We start from the raw sequence: 17,533 nt of genomic DNA, 5'->3' as shown, positions 1-17,533 counted from the left end.
GCTCCTGCTCGGGTGAGCGGGCGATATGGCTGCGAGGAGGCCCGATGCCAACCGTCAGTCGTGTTCGTCGAGGTCCGCCGCATAGGACGGGGTCGATAATCCGATCACGATCATCGCGAGCTGGAGCATCGCGGCAAGCAGGAAAAAGGCCAGGCCGCTGAATTCGTAATCCCGGCTGGGCCGCCGAAGGCCATCGCCGGCAGAGGTGCTCAGAAACAGCAGCCAGATAATCATTCCGACCAGAGGTACGGCCGCACCGACCGCGTTGGCCTTCCAGTAAATCGCTCGTTCCCGCTCATCCAGCGGGTCGTCCCTGCGTGCCCGCCAGTCCCCCGTGAGCTTGAGGGCGAGCGTTCCGATTGCGGCGCAGTAGATCAGACTCGCGCCCAGATCGCTGCCCGCCACCATCAGCCACAGACCGCATATGCCGACCGCCATGAAGATCAGCGCGCTGGCTATGAGCGCCTTCGGGCCGATCCGCCCGGTATGCACCTGGCGGCCGGTCAGCGTTCTTGCGACGCGATCCATCCACTGGTGGTTCGGGTTCCCTTGATACGGCATAGTTACGGCCCGTCGCGTTCAGTCGTCATCATCGAGATCGGCGGCGTAGGATGGCGTCAGCCAGGCTGCCGCAATCGTCGTCAGGCTCAACCAGGTGGTGACGACCAGCAGGAAGGCCGCCATCCAGTCGCCCTGCGTCTGCGGCTGCCAGAACCACGAGGCTTCCGCGAAACCCATGGTCGAAGCGAGCCACAGGACAACCAGGCCGAGCGTCAGATTTCCGCCCCACATGAAGGCCCTGTCGCGCCTTGCTCGCTGCCATTCGTCCGCCGGTGGCTCGCCCTGGCGGCGGCCGAGGAAGGTCACCCCGAGGACATTACCCGGCATGAGCAAGGCAAGCGGCAAAACCATCTCGAAGTCGACATCGTAGACGGCTATCAAAATGCCGAAGGTCCAGACGATCAGCAGCCAGACCGTGGCGATCGCGATGACCCATCGGGGGGAAAGCCGCCCCGACCAGGCCCAGTCGGTCAACCGTTCTCCGCTACGCGCGATTATGTCACCCTTGTAGCTCATCGACCCTCTCCCTTCAGTTGCTGCGACAGCGAGGGGAATGGATCGAACGAGAACACATGCTCCACCGCCACACCGAAGTGCTGAGCGATGGCGAGCGCGAGTTCGAGGCTGGGCTTGTAGTCGCCACGTTCGAGAAAGCCGATGGTCTGGGGATTGACCCCGACGGCATCGGCCAGCTCGCGTCGGCTAAGCCCCGCATCGGCGCGGAACATGGCGATTCGATTGTGTATCACCCTCGACATGTGAGGGTGATACGCAAATCGTTATGTAAACGCAACAAATCGATGTTGTGTCATATCAAGGCATATTGGTGCAGAGTCAGCCCTGCCCGCCCGAGCGCTGGCCGCCGGAACGGTTGTTACGTCGGCGCTGGCCGCCACCGGGGCCGCCACGACCCTGACCGCCCGAGCCCTGCGGCTTGCCCTTGCGCGCCGGGTGCTTGTTCTTGGGCCGCCGCGCGCCGTCGCCCATCGGCTTGGGCTTCACCCGCTGGCCACGCTGCTGCTTGGGTGCAGGCTTGGTCGGACCGACGCCTTCAACCACCGCGCGGAAGTTGTCCGGCAGGGGCAGGCGTTCGAACTCCGCATCGGTCGTCTTGCGGATATCCTTGAGATACTGCCGCTCGTCCTCGGCACAGAAGGCAATGGCGATGCCGTCGGCACCCGCACGCGCGGTCCGCCCGATGCGGTGCACATACTGCTCGGGGACGTTGGGCAGTTCGTAGTTGATGACGTGGCTGACGCCGGGGATGTCGATCCCCCGCGCCGCGACATCGGTCGCCACCAGCACCGGGGTCTTCGCCCGCTTGAATTCGTCGAGTGCGCGTTCGCGCTGCGGCTGGCTCTTGTTGCCGTGGATCGCGTTGGCGGCGATGTTCACCTGCGCCAGCTTCTTCACCACCCGGTCGCAGCCGTGCTTGGTGCGCGCGAATACCAAGACGCGCTCGATCTTGCCGGGGATTTCGTGGCGGCCCGACAGGATCAGTTCGAGCAGGCTCTGCTTTTCGTCCTGCTGGACCATGAAGAGGTACTGGTCGATCCGCTCCGCCGTGGTGCTTTCCGGCGTGACCGAAACCTGCACCGGGTTGCGGCAATATTGGCTCACCAGTTCCTTGATCGCCTTGGGCATCGTCGCGCTGAAGAACAGCGTCTGGCGATCCTTCGGGGTCAGGTCATTGATCTTGCGCAGCGCATGGATGAAGCCGAGGTCGAGCATCTGGTCCGCTTCGTCGAGAACGAGGATTTCCACGCCATCGAGGTTGAAGGCGCGCTGGTCGATCAGGTCGAGCAGGCGGCCCGGCGTCGCGACGAGAATGTCGCACCCGCGGTGCAGCTTGTTGCGATCCTTGTTGACCGAGGTGCCGCCGACGATCGACTGGACCTTGAGGCCCGCGAGCGCGCCGTAATCCTTGGCGCTCTGCGCGATCTGGCCCGCGAGTTCGCGCGTCGGTGCGAGCACCAGCATGCGGCAGGACTTGAACGGGGTCTGGTTGCCGGCGTCGCGCAGCCGGTCGATGCTGGGCAGCATGAAGGCGGCGGTCTTGCCGGTGCCGGTCTGCGCGATACCCAGAAGGTCGCGCCCTTCGAGCACTGGAGGAATGGCCTGCGCCTGAATCGGCGTGGGTTCTTTGTAGCCCTGCAGGTCGAGCGCCTGAAGAACGGGCTGCGACAGGCCGAGCTGGTCGAAAGTGGTTGTCATGTATTGAACTCGCAAAATATGCGGCGCGCACGGACAAAGCCTGCGCGGCGCGGGGGTTGTAACCACCCGCGTGAAAAGGGAAGTCTGGAGAAAATCGAAGCGCTGCCGGGATCGGATGACAGGTTTCGCATCCGTCACTTCACGCTGGCATTCGCGCTTCGTTCTCGCCGCAGATGGTGCATTGCAGCCTGAAAGTCAATCGAATCCCTTTCGCAACTGCGAAACAGATTGCCGCCGATATGCGTTGGTCGGCAGGAACGAGGGAGACGGGACGTGATCGAACCCATCGGAGATACCATCGACAAGGGCACGCAACTGCTGGCGGACCCGCTGCATGCGGCGCTCGCGGCGGGTATCGCGGTGGCTCTGGCGCTGGGGTTGCATGCCGCCGTGTTCTTCCTGCTGCGACGCGTCGCGCGACGCACCGACGCATCGGCCGACGATATCGTCGTCAGGTATCTCCACCGCCCCACCCGGCTCGCTTTCGTCGTCCTCGGGCTGATGCTGGCAGCGCGCGAAGTGCCCGAACTGCGCGAGGTCTGGTCGGATATCGCCACCTTCGTGCTGCCTGCCGTCGTCGGATGGATGGCGCTCGCCATCGTGCGTGCGCTGGTCGAGGCGGCGAAGCTGAAGGCCGACATTTCGGTGGCCGACAATCTCAAGGCCCGGCGCAAACGCACCAAGCTGACGATGTTCAGCCGCATCGCGACCTTCATCATCGTCTTCGTGACCGTGGGCCTGATGCTCCTGGCGATCCCCGGCGTGCGCGACATCGGGGTGACGCTGGTCGCCTCGGCGGGCCTAGCCGGTCTCGCGGTCGGAGCCGCCGCGCAGCCCGCGCTCAAATCGCTGATCGCAGGCGTGCAGATGGCGCTGACCGAGCCGATCAATATCGACGATGCCGTCGTGCTCGAAGGCGAATGGGGCTGGATCGAGGATATCCGCACCACCTACGTGGTGGTGAAGATCTGGGACGAGCGGCGGCTGGTGGTGCCTACGTCCTATTTCCTCGAGAAACCCTTCCAGAACTGGACCAAGCAGACTGCCAATCTGCTCGGCACGGTGTTCCTTCATCTCGATCCCAAGGCGAAAATCGGCCCGATCCGCGAGGAGTTTTACCGGCAGGTCGAAGCGAACGAGCGCTGGGATGGCCGCGTGAAGGTGGTGCAGGTGACCGAGACCACGCGCGATTCCAAGGAAGTGCGTCTGCTGATGAGCGCGAAGAACTCGCCCACTTTGTTCGACCTCAGATGCGACATCCGCGAAGGCATGATGGAATGGCTGGCGGACAATCGCCCGCAGGATTTCGCCAAGCTGCGGCTGGTCGAGGAGCCCGAGCCCGAACCGTCAGCCTAAGCGGCGGCTTTGCGCCCGAATGGCCCGTTCAGCTTCACGATCTTCCAGTTGAGGATCGACGCGAAGCTCACCCACGCGAGGTAGGGCACGATCATCCAGCTTGCCGCGACCGACCATTCGCGCAGGAAGACGCTCAGCGCCAGAACCGAAAGCCACAGGAACGGCACCTCGATCAGCGCCCAGTCGGGACGTTTCGCGGTGAAGAAAAGCGGCGACCAGAGGAAATGGAACAGCCCGTTGGCGAGGTAGAGGCCGATCAGCAGCGGGCGATCCGCTTCGGGGGCACCATTCCAGGCAAGCACGAAGGCCCACGCCGCCAATACCAGGATCACCGTCCACGCCGGGCCGAACAGCCAGTCGGGCGGCTGCCAGCTGGGCTTGTCCAGATCGTGATACCATTCGCCGATACTGGTGAGCAGCCCGCCGCCGGCGGTCAGGACGATCGCCCAGACGACGGCGAAAATGATCGGGAATGTCATGGAGCGATGCTAGGCCGACGCCAGATGCTTGGCAATCGAACACTGCGAAGGGGGCAGCCGACTCCCTGACAAGCGGCGAGTTCGAAACCAAATCCCTGGTCACGCACTCGATAGGCATATGGAACTCAATCCTGCCTTCCCGCTCGAAATGCTCGACACGGAAATCCTGATGCGGCTTGGCGCGGCGGCAGTGCTGGGCCTGATCGTCGGCTTCGACCGCGAATGGCGCGGTCATGCGGCGGGCATGCGCACCCACGGACTGGTCTGCGTTGCGGCTGCGGGTATGGCGGTCTCGGTGATGGCGCTCTACAACCAGCTCGATGCACCAAGGGTAGATCCGCTGCGCATGTTCGAAGCGGCTGCGGGCTTCATCGGGATCGTCGGAGCGGGCCTGATCGTGTTCAGCCGCGGCAAGGTCCACAATCTCACCACCGCCGCGCACTTATGGCTGGCGACCGTCATCGGGCTGGCCTGCGGACTGGGCCAGTGGCCGCTGGTCTTGGTGCTGGCGATCATTAGCCTGGTGATCATCACGATCATGCGTTTTGTCGAAGGGTGGCTGGGCCAGCGAGAGCGCAAGCTCGATGGCGACTGAGGCCTGTACCTCCGGAATTATACCGGGCCAAAGTTCAGCGCGGCGTCGAGGGCGAACAGGATCAACCCCGCAACGTACGAAACCACAACCCGCACCCGATGGTCATGCACGTAGCCGCTGGCGAGCTCACGCAACGAACCGGCGATATCCGACATCGGCCAGCAGGTAATAAGGCGCGTGGGCCACCGGAACACCGGTTCCTGCGGCAGCCCACTACTCCGCGGCCAGCTGCGCCATGGCGGTCTTCTGCAGTGCATCGGCCACCTTGGGATCGATCCCCAACTCGTGCGCCGCACGCTCCTGAGAACCGAACTGGCGCACATCGAAGCCGGTCACCTGCGCGAAGATCACCAGCGCTTCGAGGTAAGAGCCTTCAGCGCTGGCGTGGTAATGGTCGTAGCTCCACAGATCGACCTGCCCATAAGCGCGCCCGTCATAGGGGTTCGGGTCGGCCACGCCTTCCGCCATCGCGCGATTCCACGCCTCGCCAACCGGGATCACCGCGTCGATCTCGTCCGATGCGGCATCGGCCATGTCGAGCCCGCGCCGCACGTCCAGAGCCATGGCTTCGACCGGCTGACCATACCAGGTACCTTCCGGCTTCCAGGCCTGATCGGCGCGCGTCCAGGTCGCCAGCAGGTAAACCCGCACATCCTCGTTCTGCGCCGCGAAGATATCCGCCAGCGCGGGCGCGTCGCGCACAGTGTCGCCCGGATCGCCGGGTTTCTGGGGGTTGAGGACCGAAAATTGCTGCATCACCACCACGTCCCACGGGCGGTCGATCGCCTCGCGCCGTTGGTTGAGATGGAAGTCGAGCGTCGTCCCTCCGCGCGTCTCGTGGGCAACCGTCCAGTCCAGTCCGGCCTGCTCGGCGAATCTGGCAAACAGCGCGGGGATGCCACCGACGCCCTCGCCATTGATATCTTCCACGCTGTCGGGCCGATAGCGCAGCACGGCCGAATTCGCGCCCATGGTGAAGCTGTTGCCGACGAACAGGATGCGCTGGGGCGCTTCCTGCGCCTGAGTCGCCATGTCCGGCGGGGCCTGCTGCGCCACACCGGGGACGCAGGCCATCAGAGAACAGGCCCCGCAAAGGGCGGTCAGGAAACGGATCATTCGCTCAACCCCGCAGCTTGCAGCAGCACCACGGCGCTCGCATCGAACTCCGCATCGCCGCCATCGATCTTCGTCGTTCGGACCGCATCGCCCCCGGGGTGATCGCGGCGCAAACCATTATTCGGCGAAGGGGCCTAGCACCGCGATGAAAGCGGGTCACGCACCACCAACGCGTGCAACATGATTAGAGAGACGTAGCCAAACGCAAAGGGTGCAGGAGCCGAAAAGCCCCTGCGCCCTGAGTTTCCCGGCGATACCGGCCGGAGCCGCATCCTCGGGAGGGGAAGCTCGTCCTTGCCCGCTTACGGCGTGCGTGCCGAATTGCGCGCCGCCTGGAATTCGGCCTGCGAAAGATAGCTGTCGCCATCCTCGTCGAAGTAGAAGAAGGTCTCGCCCGCTTCATTGATCTGGCTTTGCGTCAGGTAGGGCGCCTTGGCATCGTTGGGCTCAGGCTCGCTCGGATCGGTCGGCAGCGCCCATATCGCATATTCCGCGACCGACAGTTGCCCGTCGTCGTTCCGGTCGAGATAGGCGAAGTCCATCTGGCTGCGCGGCATCATCGACTCGCCGCCGCTGCCGCCGGTCATGCCGTCGCCGCCGGTGCCGGACGAACCGTCCTCCGAAGCGCCACCCGCCATGGTATCGCTGCCCATCGCGCCTTCGTTCGAGTCCATCTCGTCATTCATCGCGTCGCGGTTCGTGTCGTATTCGTCGCTGACCGCCTGGCGGTCCATCGCGTCGAACCGCGCCTGCTGATCTTCGTCGAGGGTGTCGCCCACCGGATAGGCGTCGTCGGCAGTCTGGTTGTTATCGGCGTCCACGATCTCGTCGATATCGTCGACCGGCGTGTTTTCGACGTCCTCCGAACCGCAGGCGGTGAGCGCCAGCGCGGCGCTGGTCATCATGGCGGTTATCGCAATGCGATGCTTCATCGGATCATCCTTCTTTGTTCCTTCGGATCAGCCTGACCAACGCGTGGGTCGGCAAACCTTTCAGAATCTTACATTCGTTAATGCAGAAGGATCATCCATCCGGGCCGCCGTCACCCCAACCCGCTTGCCGCCAACAGCGCGGTGGTACTCGCATCGAACTCCGCGTCGCCCCCGTCGATATCTTTCGCCATCTTCTTGCCCAGCTCGACACCGAACTGGTCGAACGGGTTGATGCCCATCAGCACGGCATTGGCGAAGGTGCGGTGTTCGTGGAAGGCGATCAGCGCGCCCAGGGTCGCAGCATCGAGATCGTCGCACAGCATCGTGGCGCTCGGGCGGTCGCCGGGGAACTGGCGTGCCGGGTCTTTCCCGTCGGCGCTCATGTTGCCGCCCGCCATCAATGCCGCGCCTTGGGCGAAGCAGTTGGTCAGCAGGATGCGGTGGTGCGCGGGATCGAGCGCATCGCCGGGTGCGATGCTCGCGATGAAGTCGACCGGCACCAGATGCGTCCCTTGATGCAACAGCTGGAACACCGCGTGCTGCGCGTCGGTGCCCACCCCGCCCCAGGTGATCGGGGCCGTGGGCCCGTCGACCGGCTCGCCTGCCGACGTGACGCGCTTGCCGTTGCTCTCCATTTCCAGCTGCTGGAGATAGTCGGGGAACAGAGAGAGCCGCTCGTCATAGGCGAACACGGCGCGCGTCTGGCATCCGCGCACGCGGGCATAGTATTGGTCCGCAAAGGCCGCGCGCAGGCACAGGTTGTCGCGCCCATCGGTGTCGCGGAAATGCGCGTCGACCGCCGCCGCACCTTCGAGCATGGCGGCGAATTCGTCCCACCCGGCGGCCAGCGCGACCGGGAAACCGATGCTCGACCACAGCGAGTAGCGCCCGCCGACCGATTCCATGAACGGCAGCACGCGCGTCTCGTCCACGCCCCATTCCACCGCGCCTTCGGGATTGGCGGTCAGCGCGATCACGCGGCCATGCGGGTCCGACACGCCGTTTTCGCTCAGCCAGCGCATTGCGCTGTCGGCATTGGTGAGCGTCTCGATCGTGGTGAAGGTCTTCGATGCGACCGCGACCAGCGTGGTCGCCGGGTCGCACGTCGCAAATGCCTGTTCCAGCGCGACACCGTCGATATTCGAAACGACATGGCAATCGACGTAAGACAGGTCGCGGGTAAGCGCGTCGATCGCCAGCGCGGGGCCGAGCGCGGAGCCGCCAATGCCGATGTGGATCAGATGGTTCACATCGCCCAGCGCGCCTTCGCGGATCGCCTCGACCAGCATCTGCATCCGCGCGAGCAGCGCCTGCGCTTCCTCGACACTCGCCTCGCTGCCGGAGCCGCGCTGCGCGGTATGCTCCGCCGCGCGGCCTTCTGTTACGTTGATCGCCTCTCCCGCGAACAGCGCGGCACGCCTGGCCTCGAAATCGCTTGCCTGTGCCAGTTCCTCGAATGCGCCGAGCAAATCGTCGGTCAGGTGCGTCTTGGACCAGTCGAAGCGGATGCCGGCGGCGTCCTCGCCCGCTCCCCAGCCGATCCGGCCCGATAGGCGTTCCACCCGGTTTTCGTCGCCGCCGAACAGGGCGGTCAGGCTCTCCCGAGGCGAGCCCTCGATCCGCTGCCAAGCTGCCGTCTTGCTATCGCTCATATCGCAAAAAATCCTGTTGCCTGCCTGCTGCCAGCGCCTAGGTGCAATGCCGATGGATGAAAAGGGCGAAGCGGACATGCCGGGCAAGGCTGGCGACGATGCGCGCGGTGGCGGGCTGGCCGGGCTGCTGACGATGGTGCTGCTCGTCGCGCTGACCGCGCTCGCCATTCGCACCTTCGGGGTCTCGCTGTTCACGATCCCGAGTGAAAGCATGATGCCGCGCCTGATGCCGGGCGATACAATCGCCGCGAAGAAATGGCCCTATGGCTATTCCAGCAATTCGCTGCCATTCGACCTTCCGCTGATACCGGGCCGCTGGTTCCCCGCGCAGCCGCAGCGAGGCGATATCGTGATCTTCAAGCATCCGGTGGACCATGTCGATTACGTCAAGCGCGTGATCGGCCTGCCGGGCGACGAGGTGGAGCTGCGCGATGGATATGTGATCCTCAACGGCCAGATCCTGAGCCAGGCGGGCACCGACGATGCGATCGTGCCCGTCAGCCCCAACCTGCCATGCGCGTGGGGCGGGCGCGAGGAGATGCGGCCTGCTGGCGACAGGGCCGACTGCCGCTACACCCGCAATCGCGAATACCTGCCCTCCGGGATCAGCTACGAAGTGTTCAATTTCGGCAAAACGCCGCAGGATAACTGGGGCCCGCGCACCGTGCCCGAAGGCAAGTTGTTCCTGCTGGGCGACAATCGCGACAACTCGATGGACAGCCGCTTCCCCGCCCTGCCCGGCGGCGGCGTCGGCTTCGTCCCGCAGGATTTGCTCGTTGGCCAGGCGGGCGCGGTGTTGTGGTCGAACGACGGATCGGGCGACTTGCGCAATCCCGGCACCTGGTTCACCGGCTGGCGGCGCGACCGGATGGGAGAAAGCCTGTGAGCGACTGGGCTGCCACCAGAGACTGGCTGAACGAACGGGGCTTCGCCGCCCGCGATGCCGAGCTGTGGACCGAGGCGCTGACGCACGGCAGCCTCGGCGAGAAACGCGATTACCAGCGGCTGGAATTTCTCGGCGACCGGGTGCTGGGCCTCGCCATTGCGGAATGGCTGTTCGACACCCAGCACGCCGACGCCGAGGGCAAGCTGGCGCAGCGGCTCAACGCGCTCGTCAGCAAGGGCGCCTGTGCCCGCGTGGCGCGCAAGATCGGCGTGCCCGATCATGTGCGGCTGGGGCGGCAGGCGCGCGACGATGGCGCGGCGGATAGCGACAATATCCTCGGCGACGTTATGGAATCGCTGCTCGGCGCGCAGATGCGCGAAGCCGGGTTCGAAAGCGCGCGGACGCTGATCCACGAGCTTTGGGCCGACGATGTGGAAGGCGATGCCGGCCGCGCGAAGCATCCCAAGTCCGCGTTGCAGGAATGGGCGGCGGGCAATCGCCGGCGGCCACCAGAATATGCTCTGGTCGACCGGTCCGGCCCCGATCACAACGCGCGCTTCACCGTGCGCGTCTCGGTCAACAAGGTCGGCGAGGCAGAGGCGACCGCCAGCAGCAAGCAGGAGGCCGAGACGGCCGCCGCGAAAGCGTTTATGGAGCAGTATGGTTAGTGTGCGCTTGCGCTCGCCCTTCGACAGGCTCAGGACGAGCGGGATATGACAGACAGGACCGAGACACCCGCCACAAGCGGCAGTGATAAGCAAAAATGCGGCGTCGTTGCCGTGCTGGGCGCGCCCAATGCGGGCAAGTCGACGCTGGTCAACGCGCTGGTGGGCCAGAAGGTCGCGATCGTCAGCGCCAAGGCGCAGACCACCCGCGCCCGCATGCTGGGCATCGCACTGCATGAAAGCGATGATGCGAACACGCAGATCATCCTGGTCGACACGCCAGGCATCTTCGCGCCGCGTCGGCGGCTCGACCGCGCGATGGTGAGCGCGGCGTGGGAAGGCGCGCAAAGCGCGGATGCCGTGCTGCTGCTGGTCGATCCGATCAAGCAGCGGCGCCACGAGCTGGAGCCGCTGCTGGAACAGCTGGCCGAGCGGCCCGAGAAAAAGATCCTCGTCCTCAACAAGGTCGACAAGGCCAAGAAGGAACCGCTGCTGGCGCTGGCGGAAGAGCTTTCGGCCAAGGTCGAGTTCAGCGAAATCTACTTCATCTCCGCGCTGACCGGCGATGGCGTGGTGGAACTGAAGGACGCGCTGGTGCAGTTGATGCCCGAAGGCGTGTGGATGTACCCCGAAGACCAGGTCTCCGACGCATCCGAACGCCTGCTCGCGACCGAGATCACGCGCGAGCAGCTCTACCGCCAGTTGCACGAGGAACTGCCCTACGATTCCATGGTGCGGCCCGAGAAATATATCGAGCGCAAGGATGGCAGCGTCGAGATTCACCAGCAGATCATCGTCGCACGCGACAACCAGCGGATGATCGTGCTTGGCAAGGGCGGCAAGATGATCAAGTCGATCGGGCAGGCAGCGCGCGAGGAACTGAGCGAGCTGCTGGGCCGCAAGGTCCACCTGTTCCTGCATGTCAAAGCGACCGAAAACTGGGCCGACGACAAGGAAATGTTCGAGGAAATGGGCCTCGACTGGACGAAGTGACGGGCCTACATTTCGGCAAATCCAACCCCCCGGAGACTTCTTATGCGTTGCGCCACCCCCGCCCCGTTTCTTGCCATTGCCGCCTGCCTTGCGCTGAGCGGGTGTGTCACCGTCCCCAACGAGGGGTCGGCCACCTGCCCCAATGTCAGCCGCGGCTGGCAGGCATGGATCAGCGCGATGCCCGGCCCCGGTTCAAAACCGACGCTGCATATCCAGGGCACGGTCGACATGCCCACGCCCGGCTATACGGTGGAACTCGTGGGAGGCCCCGCCGACCGCATGCAGCCGCCCGGCTTGCGCTTCCAGCTCGAAGCCACCCCGCCCGACGGCATGACGACGCAGGTCATCACCTCGACCGAGGTCCGCTACGCCGAACCGACTCCCTATTCGCAAATCCGCGAGATCATGATTTCCTGCGGCGACCGCCCGGTGGCGGTGATCACAGAGGTGCCGGTGGCGCAGTAGGGGAACTAAAGAACCCCTCCGTCAGCCGCTTGCGCGGCTGCCACCTCCCCACTTGGCCTGCCGCAAAGCGGGGAGGATCACACCAAGACAGTCCTCCTCATTTTGCGTAGCCAAATGGGGAGGTGGGCCGGTGCCGTTAGGCAGCGGCTCGGAGGGGCCGCTCTTACCGCTTCTTCGCGATCGCGATCTTGTTCTTCTTCGCGAAGTCTTTAGTCGATTCCTCGCTGCGATTGAGCGCCTTGGCGATCTGCTTGAGGCCATGGCCCTTGGAGGCGAGCGTTTTCAGCTGGCCCGCCTCCTCGCCCGTCCAGGGCTGCTTGTGCCGCTCGAACTTGTCCTTCGCCATCAGTCGTCCGCCTTCTTCGCGGCAGCCTTCTTCGCTGGAGCCTTCTTCGCGGCAGGTTTTTTCGCAGCGGCTTTCTTCGCCGGAGCCTTCTTCTTGGCGGGCGCCTTTTTCTTTTTCTTCGCCGGTCCCTTGGCGGCGCGAGCGTTGATCAGTTCGATCGCCTGCTCCTCGGTCACGTCCTCGGGCTTCACATCCTTGGGGATGGTCGCGTTGGTCGTGCCGTCGGTGACGTAGGGGCCGTAGCGGCCCGGCATCACCTTCATCTCGGCCTCGGAGGTCGGGTGCTTGCCGAGCACCTTGATCGGCTCCGCCTTCGCGCGGCCGCGGCCGCCCTTTTGCGCCGCTTCGGCGAGGAGCGTGACCGCGGCGTTCATGCCGGTGTCGAATACGTCGGCCGTGCTGGTGAGCTTGGCGTACTTGCCATCGTGCCGCAGGTACGGGCCGTAACGTCCTATACTCGCTTCGATATCATTGCCCGTCTCCGGATGCTGGCCGACGATCCGCGGCAGGCTGAGCAGCTTGAGCGCCATCTCCAGATCGAGCTCGGGCACATCCTTGGGGATGCTCGCGCGCTTGGCTTCCTTGCCCTCGCCCAGCTGCAGGTACGGCCCGAAGCGGCCCGTCTTGCGCTCGACCGGCAGGCCCGTTTCCGGGTCGTTGCCCAGCACCGCGTCCTCGGCCACCTCGTCGGAGTCGCTGCCGGGCTGCGCGAAGCGACGCGTGAACTTGCACTCAGGATAGTTTTCACAGGCGACAAACGCGCCAAAGCGCCCACCACGAAGGTGCAGGCGGCCCCCGGCGCGGCCTTCCTTGTCGCAAAGCGGGCAGAAGCGTGCGTCCTTGCCGTCCTCACGTTCGGGAAACAGATAGTCTGACAGGAAGGTGTCGAGCACCGCCGTGATGTCCGACGGCTTCTGCTCCATCACCTCGTCGGACTTCGGCTTGAAGTCCTTCCAGAACGCTTCGAGGATCGCCTTCCACTCGGCGCGCCCGCCGGAGACGTCGTCGAGCTCTTCCTCCATCCCCGCCGTGAAGTCGTAGGCGACGTAGGTGGGGAAGAAGCGTTCGAGGAAGGCGGTCAGCAACCGGCCCGATTCCTCGGCGAAGAAGCGATTCTTCTCGATCCGGACATATTCGCGGTCGCGCAGCGTCTGGATGGTGGAGGCGTAGGTGGACGGACGCCCGATGCCCAGCTCCTCCAGCTGCTTGACCAGCGAGGCTTCGGAATAGCGTGGCGGCGGCTGGGTGAAGTGCTGGTTCGCCTCGACGCTTTTGCGCGCCGGGGCATCGCCTTCGCGCATGTGCGGCAGCAGGCCGCCGTCCTCGTCATCCTTGTCGTCGAAGCTTTCCTGATAGACCGCGAGGAAGCCGGGGAACTTCACCACCTGGCCGGTCGCGCGAAGCGAGTGCTGCCCGCTACCCTCGGTCAGGGTGACCGTGGTGCGTTCGAGCTGCGCGGTCGCCATCTGGCTCGCCAGCGCGCGCTTAAAGATCAGGTCGTACAGGCGCGCTTCGTCGCCCGAGCCTGCCTTGTCCTTACGGAAGTCGGTCGGCCGGATCGCTTCGTGCGCTTCCTGAGCATTCTTCGCCTTGGTCTTGTAATAACGCGGTTTTTCAGGGCGATACTCGGCGGAATAGCGATCGGTGATCGCGTCGCGGCAGGCGTCGATGGCGCTCTGGTCCATGCTCACGCCGTCGGTACGCATGTAGGTGATCGTGCCTGCTTCGTAGAGGCCTTGCGCGCAGCGCATCGTGTGGCTGGCGGAGAAGCCGAGCTTGCGCGCGGCCTCCTGCTGCAAGGTCGAGGTGGTGAACGGCGGCGCGGGGTTGCGCTTGACCGGCTTGGTCTCGATCCCCTCGACCGTGAAGCGCCCGTCTTCGACCGCCTGCTTGGCGGCCATCGCGCTGCCCTCGTCGCCGAGCGTCATCTTGTCGAGCTTCTTGCCGTCGAGCGTGACCAGCCGCGCGGTGAACGGCGTGCCGTCCTGTTCGAAACTGGCGATGATCGACCAGTATTCCTCGGCCTTGAACGCCTCGATCTCGCGCTCGCGGTCGACGATGATGCGCAGCGCGACCGACTGCACGCGGCCTGCCGACTTCGCGCCGGGCAGCTTGCGCCACAGCACGGGCGAAAGCGTGAAGCCGAACAGGTAATCGAGCGCGCGGCGCGCGAGATAGGCGTCGATCAGATCCTGGTCGAGCGCGCGCGGCTTCTTCATCGCCTCGGTCACCGCGCCCTTGGTGATCGCGTTGAAGGTCACCCGGTCGACATTGGTCGGCAGGCTTTTACGCTTCTTGAGCATGTCCAGCACGTGCCAGCTAATCGCTTCCCCCTCGCGGTCGGGGTCGGTTGCGAGGACGAGGCGGTCGGCATTCTTCGCCGCATCGGCGATGGCCTTCACCTGGCTACGCTTGCGCTGGTCGGAATAGATCTCCCAATCCATCGCGAAATCCTCGTCCGGCCGCACGCTGCCGTCCTTGGGCGGCAGGTCGCGGATGTGCCCGTAGGAGGCGAGAACCTTGAAGTCCTTGCCGAGATATTTCTCAATTGTTTTCGCCTTCGCGGGCGATTCGACGATGACCAGTTGCATAAGAGTGGGGGCGTTCCTTCACGTGTACGTACGCGCGAGAGTGGGAATCGGTTGGGCGGTTCGTCAAGCGGCATGCGCTCCCGCACCCGATTTAAATGCCCGCAGGCCCTACTCGAACACGTCCGCTACGCTGGTGTCGGTCGGCGCGAGGAGGTGGAACACCGCGATGCTGAAGGCGAAGCTCACCGCATTGCTGAACGATTCCACGATGCTTGAGAGCGTTATTGCGAGCGCGAACATGGGCGACAACATGTTGCCGCTGCCGGAAATTCCCACCCCCATAACCACGCCCGAACTGAGCACCGCGAGCCCGATCCAGATGAGCAGCCCGGCGCCGAAGATCGAAAGCCCGTGCCCGTCGGTGGCTTTCCAGCTCGCGCCGAGACTCCCGGTGACACCGTGCTCTCCGCTCAGCAGGTAACCATTTGCAGCCGACCAGCGCACCATCACGATGATGCCCGGGATTACCAGAAAGACGAAGCCGATCATCACGCCAATCGCGGCGAGGATCGACAAGCCGACGAAACTCCAGAAGCGCGCGCCGGCGTGCATCGGTCGTCCCATCGCTGCCATCATCTGTGTCAGCAGAAAGTAGCTGGCGATCACGAACACAGCCAAGTTCGCCAGACCGAACAGCGCACCGAGCATGCCCACGGTTTCGGTATCGAATCCGCCTTCGAAGAGGCGCATGGAAAACAGGTTGTCATCCATGGAGACGAAGCCGAACAACGCGCCAAATCCGGAAAGCAGACCGAGCACCAGCACATAGACAATCACGGATCGCCCCGCTGCGCCGACGGTCTCGATCGTCTGGCTCAAGATTCCACTGACGTCGGCTTCGCGTTCCACTCGATTTCCCCCTGAGTTCCCTGATACGCCCTTATTGCAAAGGCATAGAGCGATGATCAGCCCGAGGAAAGGCTCACCCGGCCCCCGGCATGCCGTTCGAGCCGCCCGGCGATTTCCAGTTCGAGCAGCGCGAGCTGCACCGCTGCTGCTGGCGCGCCCGACTGGCGGATCAGCTCATCCACCGCGACGGGCACATTGCCGAGCAGGCTCGCGATGTCGGCAGGCTCCGCCTCGGCGATGTCATCGGACACTGCATCATAGGCGCTAACGGATTCGCGGAAGGTGCTGCGCGGCGATCCGTCGAAGCTGCTCAGCAACTCGACCACATCGGCGGGCTCCTGCACCAGTACCGCGCCTTCGCGGATCAGGTGATTGCAGCCGTGGCTGCGCGCGTCGAGCGGACTGCCGGGGATCGCCATCACCTCGCGCCCGTATTCGCCCGCCAGCCGGGCGGTGATGAGGCTGCCGGATTTCACCGCCGCCTCCACCACCAGCGTGCCCAGCGCGAGCCCGGCGATGATCCGGTTGCGACTGGGGAAGTGGCTGCCGCGCGGCTCGGTCCCGGGGGGCTGCTCGGCAATCAGCAGACCTTCGCTCGCTATCCGCTTCTGCAGCTCGGCATGCTGCGGCGGATAGGCGATCTCGATCCCGCTCGCGATCACGCCGATGGTGCGTGGAAAAGCGCCCTCGTGCGCTGCACCGTCGATCCCGCGCGCCAGACCCGAAACGACCACGAAGCCGGCGCCCGCAAGCGCCTGAGCGAACTCGCGCGACAGCTTGACCGCCGCTGCGCTGGCATTGCGCGCGCCGACCATCGCGACGACCGGCTTGCTCGCCAGCGACAGGTCGCCGCGATAGGTGATGATCGGCGGCGCGCCCTCGCAAGCGGCCAGCGCTTCCGGATAATCGGGCTGGTCGTGGAACAGATAGCGCGCGCCGTGGCGCTTCACCGCGTCGATCTCTCGACGGACCGCGTCTTCTTTTGCGAGGGTGTGATGCCCTCCACCCGCCTTGGCGAGATTGGGCAGCGCCTCGACCGCTGCCTCCCCGCTGCCATAGCGGGAGAGCAGTTGCGCGAAGGTGACGGGGCCGATCCGGGGGGATCGAAGCAGGCGGATGCGGGCGAACGCTTCGGCCTGCGACAGCCCGGAGCCCGCCCCTTGCGTCATTTCTTCGCGCCGACCCTGGGCTCCTCGCCCTTCACCAGCCGCCCGATATTCGCGCGGTGGAGCCACAGCACCAGCACCGCGATCAGCGCGAGCACCGGGACGAAAGGCTCGTAATCGAGGATGGACGCGGCAATCGCGGCGCACACGACCGCCGCCATCCCGGCAAGCGAACTGATCCGCAGCCCGCCGAGAATGGCCAGCCACACGATCGCGTAAGTCAGCCCCAGTGGCCAAGCCAGCCCGAAGCAGACGCCCGCATTGGTCGCGACGCCCTTGCCGCCCTTGAAGCCCAGCCAGACGGGGAAGCAGTGGCCCAGCACCGCAGCCAGCGCGGCGACGGGCACCGGGCCGTATGCCGCCTGCGGCATCAGATCGGGCTGGTCGAACAGTGCCCGCGCGATCAGCACCGCCGCGAGGCCTTTGGCGAGATCGCCCAGCAGCGTGAATGCCGCCAGCCGCTTGTTGCCGGTACGCAGCACGTTGGTCGCGCCGATATTGCCGCTGCCGATATTGCGCACATCGCCCAGCCCCGCGAACCGGGTGAGCAACAGGCCGAAGGGAATCGAGCCGAGGAGATAGCCGATCAGAGCGGCGTAGAGAGTGTCCATGCCCTCCCCATAGCCCGCCCGGGCCGCTTGTCGAAGCTCTGCCTGCCAAAATGCGC

20 protein-coding genes are annotated in these 17,533 nt (G+C 65.0%); 6 read left to right on the top strand and 14 right to left on the bottom strand.

Annotation, left to right across the window (positions count from 1 at the left end; all coding sequences use genetic code 11):
• Positions 1 to 54 precede the first annotated feature (54 nt).
• The 4 genes from AAG612_RS01465 to AAG612_RS01450 form a co-directional block, all read right to left on the bottom strand.
• Positions 55 to 561 carry a hypothetical protein gene (locus AAG612_RS01465; protein ID WP_342506540.1) on the bottom strand — a complete coding sequence of 169 codons (507 nt, stop codon included), beginning with the start codon at positions 559 to 561 and terminating at the stop codon, positions 55 to 57.
• 18 nt (positions 562 to 579) lie between these two features.
• Positions 580 to 1,077, bottom strand: a complete 498-nt coding sequence (locus AAG612_RS01460; RefSeq protein WP_342506537.1) for a hypothetical protein — start codon at positions 1,075 to 1,077, stop codon at positions 580 to 582.
• Positions 1,074 to 1,319, bottom strand: a complete 246-nt coding sequence (locus AAG612_RS01455; protein ID WP_342506535.1) for a helix-turn-helix transcriptional regulator — start codon at positions 1,317 to 1,319, stop codon at positions 1,074 to 1,076. Before AAG612_RS01455 ends, AAG612_RS01460 begins: the two co-directional genes overlap by 4 nt.
• Before the next feature lie 76 nt (positions 1,320 to 1,395).
• On the bottom strand, positions 1,396 to 2,775 hold the full coding sequence (locus tag AAG612_RS01450; RefSeq protein WP_342506534.1) for a DEAD/DEAH box helicase: 1,380 nt from the start codon (positions 2,773 to 2,775) through the stop codon (positions 1,396 to 1,398).
• 273 nt (positions 2,776 to 3,048) lie between these two features.
• Here AAG612_RS01450 and AAG612_RS01445 point away from each other — a divergent pair, with 273 nt between their 5' ends.
• Positions 3,049 to 4,131, top strand: a complete 1,083-nt coding sequence (locus AAG612_RS01445; protein ID WP_342506532.1) for a mechanosensitive ion channel family protein — start codon at positions 3,049 to 3,051, stop codon at positions 4,129 to 4,131.
• Here the strand turns inward: AAG612_RS01445 and AAG612_RS01440 are convergent.
• Positions 4,128 to 4,610 carry a TspO/MBR family protein gene (locus AAG612_RS01440; protein WP_342506530.1) on the bottom strand — a complete coding sequence of 161 codons (483 nt, stop codon included), beginning with the start codon at positions 4,608 to 4,610 and terminating at the stop codon, positions 4,128 to 4,130. The genes AAG612_RS01445 and AAG612_RS01440 overlap by 4 nt on opposite strands.
• A 118-nt stretch (positions 4,611 to 4,728) precedes the next feature.
• Between AAG612_RS01440 and AAG612_RS01435 the strand changes: the two genes are divergently transcribed.
• A complete protein-coding gene (locus AAG612_RS01435) occupies positions 4,729 to 5,205 on the top strand; it encodes an MgtC/SapB family protein (RefSeq protein WP_342506528.1) in 477 nt (158 codons plus the stop codon).
• A 17-nt stretch (positions 5,206 to 5,222) separates the two neighbouring features.
• Here the strand turns inward: AAG612_RS01435 and AAG612_RS01430 are convergent, their stop codons facing one another.
• From AAG612_RS01430 to pgi, 4 genes are all read right to left on the bottom strand, one after another.
• Entirely contained in the window at positions 5,223 to 5,360 is a 138-nt protein-coding gene (locus AAG612_RS01430; RefSeq protein ID WP_342506526.1) for a hypothetical protein, read from the bottom strand.
• 58 nt (positions 5,361 to 5,418) lie between these two features.
• Entirely contained in the window at positions 5,419 to 6,321 is a 903-nt protein-coding gene (locus AAG612_RS01425) for a PEP-CTERM sorting domain-containing protein (protein WP_342506524.1), read from the bottom strand.
• A gap of 302 nt (positions 6,322 to 6,623) precedes the next feature.
• Positions 6,624 to 7,253 (bottom strand): EF-hand domain-containing protein, encoded by a 630-nt coding sequence (locus AAG612_RS01420; RefSeq protein ID WP_342506522.1) that lies wholly within the window; start codon positions 7,251 to 7,253, stop codon positions 6,624 to 6,626.
• Positions 7,254 to 7,363: 110 nt separating this feature from the next.
• Complete coding sequence (gene pgi, locus AAG612_RS01415; protein WP_342506520.1) at positions 7,364 to 8,905, bottom strand: glucose-6-phosphate isomerase; 1,542 nt, start codon at positions 8,903 to 8,905, stop codon at positions 7,364 to 7,366.
• A gap of 52 nt (positions 8,906 to 8,957) precedes the next feature.
• Here pgi and lepB point away from each other — a divergent pair, with 52 nt between their 5' ends.
• The 4 genes from lepB to AAG612_RS01395 are packed head-to-tail and all read left to right on the top strand — an operon-like array spanning position 8,958 to position 11,914.
• The gene (gene lepB / locus AAG612_RS01410; RefSeq protein WP_342506518.1) at positions 8,958 to 9,791 is read left to right on the top strand and encodes a signal peptidase I; all 834 of its coding nucleotides are present in this window, start codon (positions 8,958 to 8,960) and stop codon (positions 9,789 to 9,791) included.
• Positions 9,788 to 10,459 carry a ribonuclease III gene (gene rnc, locus AAG612_RS01405; protein WP_342506516.1) on the top strand — a complete coding sequence of 224 codons (672 nt, stop codon included), beginning with the start codon at positions 9,788 to 9,790 and terminating at the stop codon, positions 10,457 to 10,459. The genes lepB and rnc overlap by 4 nt, the downstream gene beginning before the upstream one ends.
• A 45-nt stretch (positions 10,460 to 10,504) precedes the next feature.
• Entirely contained in the window at positions 10,505 to 11,449 is a 945-nt protein-coding gene (gene era / locus AAG612_RS01400; protein WP_342506514.1) for a GTPase Era, read from the top strand.
• Between the two features lie 42 nt (positions 11,450 to 11,491).
• Positions 11,492 to 11,914, top strand: coding sequence for a hypothetical protein (locus AAG612_RS01395; protein ID WP_342506512.1), 423 nt, complete (start codon positions 11,492 to 11,494; stop codon positions 11,912 to 11,914).
• A gap of 163 nt (positions 11,915 to 12,077) precedes the next feature.
• On the opposite strand, the gene AAG612_RS01390 is transcribed toward AAG612_RS01395, so the two are convergent.
• The 5 genes from AAG612_RS01390 to plsY form a co-directional block, all read right to left on the bottom strand.
• Complete coding sequence (locus AAG612_RS01390) at positions 12,078 to 12,260, bottom strand: hypothetical protein (RefSeq protein WP_342506510.1); 183 nt, start codon at positions 12,258 to 12,260, stop codon at positions 12,078 to 12,080.
• Positions 12,260 to 14,851 carry a type I DNA topoisomerase gene (gene topA, locus AAG612_RS01385; RefSeq protein WP_342506508.1) on the bottom strand — a complete coding sequence of 864 codons (2,592 nt, stop codon included), beginning with the start codon at positions 14,849 to 14,851 and terminating at the stop codon, positions 12,260 to 12,262. The genes AAG612_RS01390 and topA overlap by 1 nt, the downstream gene beginning before the upstream one ends.
• Before the next feature lie 108 nt (positions 14,852 to 14,959).
• A complete protein-coding gene (locus tag AAG612_RS01380) occupies positions 14,960 to 15,700 on the bottom strand; it encodes a hypothetical protein (protein WP_342506506.1) in 741 nt (246 codons plus the stop codon).
• 56 nt (positions 15,701 to 15,756) lie between these two features.
• A complete protein-coding gene (dprA, locus tag AAG612_RS01375) occupies positions 15,757 to 16,869 on the bottom strand; it encodes a DNA-processing protein DprA (RefSeq protein WP_342506503.1) in 1,113 nt (370 codons plus the stop codon).
• Positions 16,866 to 17,477 carry a glycerol-3-phosphate 1-O-acyltransferase PlsY gene (gene plsY, locus AAG612_RS01370; protein WP_342506501.1) on the bottom strand — a complete coding sequence of 204 codons (612 nt, stop codon included), beginning with the start codon at positions 17,475 to 17,477 and terminating at the stop codon, positions 16,866 to 16,868. Before plsY ends, dprA begins: the two co-directional genes overlap by 4 nt.
• Positions 17,478 to 17,533 lie beyond the last annotated feature (56 nt).

Source organism: Citromicrobium bathyomarinum (assembly GCF_038594605.1).
In the GTDB taxonomy this organism is placed as follows: Bacteria; Pseudomonadota; Alphaproteobacteria; order Sphingomonadales; family Sphingomonadaceae; genus Alteriqipengyuania; species Alteriqipengyuania bathyomarina_B.
The sequence above is the reverse complement of the archived record's forward strand: the minus strand, read 5'-3'. Positions and strand labels throughout refer to the sequence as shown.